Origin of the sequence: Nostoc sp. CHAB 5715, from assembly GCF_020829685.1 — a bacterium.
Classification (GTDB): Bacteria; Cyanobacteriota; Cyanobacteriia; order Cyanobacteriales; family Nostocaceae; genus Nostoc.
In genome coordinates, this window is the sequence record NZ_JAIVFR010000949.1 from 1 (window position 1) to 2,843 (window position 2,843).

Consider the following 2,843-nt stretch of genomic DNA (forward strand, 5'->3'; position numbering starts at 1 on the left):
TCTCAAGGTAAATGATTTTGATAAAAATGCCAGACACTTATCAGCATTAGCTGTACATGAATCAGCTAAAGTCATGGATAATCCTGCTGATTTAATCAACGTCGCTATTGGCGAACTAATCAAACAACGGTACGAATTACCGGGATTTTACACTTTAGACAGATTAGTACGTCGTATACGACATTTAGTTAATCAAAAAATATTTAATTTTGTTATTAACCGACTTGCGCCAGTATCTACATATAATCGATCTGCTAAATTACCGATTCGTTTCCAAGTCATGTACAATTTAGCGATCGTTTGTTCAATTTGCGATGCTTGATTTACCAAATCAGCAGCAATGCTCAAACAGCCGACTCTTTGCGCTTCTTCTAAGGCTGTTTCAATATCAACATTTTCCTGCGTCAGCGCCTGAACTTGAGCCGCCCCTTTGAGATACTTGGCCAAGTTACGCGCTTCGTTAGTTACCTGTTTCAAGGTATCCACATCAGGATTGGCAGCAATTTCCTTTTGGATAAACTTTTGGTGCGATTCTGGCAGTTTTTCCATTTCCTTCACAAGTGGGGCGATGTAGCGCGGGGGAAGGGTGTTATCTGCGGCTTTTTCCTTAACTGCTTCGGGTAATAAATCTGAGGACATGGCTGTCCATTCGTCGTTGAGTTGACGCACTTCCCGCCTGGTGATGCGATCGCCTTTTTGGGCGGCTTCACTCACCATCTGTTGTACTTCGGGTACTGCTTTGGAGGTTTCAACAAAAGCCCGTTTACTGAAGTTGTTCACAGTTCCGGGATCAAGTTTACCGTCTTCGATGAGAGTATCGGCACTATTTGCCAGTTGAATCCAGGAGTATGCTTGACTTTTGCTGATTTCCCGCTCTTTTAGCCATCGCAGAAAGCCAGTACCGCGTCCGTCACCACCAACTTTCTCTCTGTCGCGGATAGCCCGTAAAATTCGCCCCCGCCAGATTTCAGTTTGCAAATCAAAGCGATCGCATACCTGCCAAGCTACTTCTAGCTGTTCTTGAAAATCTGACTCTAGAATCTGTTCATCTTCTGGATCGGGCAGTTCAAAGCTGATATCTGCTGGCTGTAGTAAAGCAGCAGCAAGGTTGTTTATGGAGTCGGTGTCTTGCACGATTGATGACTAACTAGTGGATGCGATCGGCTTATTATGCCACAATCTGTGGACTCTCACTTAAGGGGGAGTACGGTATCTTGAGTTACAACTAACAAATATAGTAGGAAGCCGTAAACCAACTTTGTAAAGTCTTTAATTAATTAGAGACAATAAAAATAAAACGATGAATCAGGTAGACTACCTCCGCATAAGCTTAATTGATCGCTGCAATTTTCGTTGTCAATACTGTATGCCAGAGGGAGTAGAACTGGATTATATTCTCAAGCAACAGTTGTTGACTGATGAAGAACTACTCACCTTAATTCAAGAGGTATTTATTCCAGTAGGCTTTAAGCGGTTTCGGTTGACTGGGGGTGAACCCTTATTGCGTCCGCGCGTGGTAGATTTAGTAAGCGCGATCGCAACTCTCCCCCAAACTCAAGACCTCTCAATGACCACCAACGGTTTTTTGCTGGCTCCGATGGCACAAAACCTCTACAATGCAGGTCTGCGACGAATTAATATTAGTCTGGATTCTCTTGATCCCGATATTTTCGACCAAATTATCGGTAATCACGGGCGTTCTCGTTGGCAACAAGTTTGGCATGGGATTCAAGCTGCTCATCACGTCGGATTCGACCCCCTAAAGCTGAATGTGGTGGTGATTCCTGGCGTTAATGACCACGAAGTTCTAGATTTAGCAGCCCTGACAATTAACAAACAATGGCACGTTCGATTTATTGAATTTATGCCCATTGGTAATGTGCATTTGTTTGGCGATCGCGGTTGGGTATCTTCAGCCGAGTTACGAGAATCTATCCGCGATCGCTGGGGCTTGACAGAATCACAAGTTCGTGGTGCAGGCCCTGCTGATGTCTTTCAAATTCCCGGTGCGAAGGGGACACTGGGATTTATTAGTCAAATGTCGGAATGTTTTTGCGATCGTTGTAACCGGATGCGCCTGAGTGCTGATGGCTGGCTGCGTCCTTGTTTATTAAATGAAACTGGTCAAATAGATTTAAAAACTGCTTTGCGTTCTGGCACTAGTACCGCCCAATTACAAGAGCAGGTGAGGCATTTACTCGGAATCAAGCCAGAAATTAACTTTAAAGGGCGCGATTCTGGTAACAAGGGTATATACACCCGCACGATGTCGCAAATTGGCGGATAGTCATTGGTCATACTGAATCAAAGGCTGAAAATCTCTTCCTGTATGGGGTGTCAAATTATAGATTTGCTCAACTCGACAGCGTGAGGAGCGATGCCTGCGGTGGTCACTGAGCCTGTCCTGAGCTTGTCCTGAGCGTAGCCGTTGGCGTAGCCTCTCGTAGAGAAGGGCGTAGCCGACTTGTACTGAGCGCAGTCGAAGTAAGGGCGCAGCCGAAGTGCGGGCTACGCCTACGCTAAGATTGATTCAAAATTGGTGAAAAAGGTTCTTGCTAAAAATCTCCAATTTGCTGCAAAACTACAAAATACTTGGCCAGGATAGAGTCAGTAGCATAATTAAATTACTTGACCAAAACAAAAGCAGCAGCCACAAGACACTACTAATTATCCTGAAGTTCCCTCGCTCGACGAAATCAGTACTTTTGATGAATTGCTGCTCGTGCCAAAGTTGCCAAACTCGAAATGCAGTGTAAAGTGTACCAATAATTACCACTAAACTTGGCAACCAAACTCTACTGACTATTTGTTCAGTGACAATTTGGATAATAAGAACTAGCAAG

1 protein-coding gene and 3 pseudogenes are annotated in these 2,843 nt (G+C 44.4%); 2 read left to right on the forward strand and 2 right to left on the reverse strand.

Annotation, left to right across the window (positions count from 1 at the left end):
• Positions 1-205, forward strand: a pseudogene (locus LC574_RS34170) (DUF4158 domain-containing protein); the annotation flags it as partial.
• Between the two features lie 17 nt (positions 206-222).
• On the opposite strand, the pseudogene LC574_RS34175 reads toward LC574_RS34170, so the two are convergent.
• Positions 223-1,134, reverse strand: a pseudogene (locus LC574_RS34175) (hypothetical protein); the annotation flags it as partial.
• Between the two features lie 166 nt (positions 1,135-1,300).
• Here LC574_RS34175 and moaA point away from each other — a divergent pair.
• Positions 1,301-2,287, forward strand: a complete 987-nt coding sequence (gene moaA / locus LC574_RS34180) for a GTP 3',8-cyclase MoaA (RefSeq protein WP_229458051.1) — start codon at positions 1,301-1,303, stop codon at positions 2,285-2,287.
• Positions 2,288-2,581: 294 nt separating this feature from the next.
• Here the strand turns inward: moaA and LC574_RS34185 are convergent.
• A pseudogene (locus LC574_RS34185) lies at positions 2,582-2,843 on the reverse strand (hypothetical protein); the annotation flags it as partial.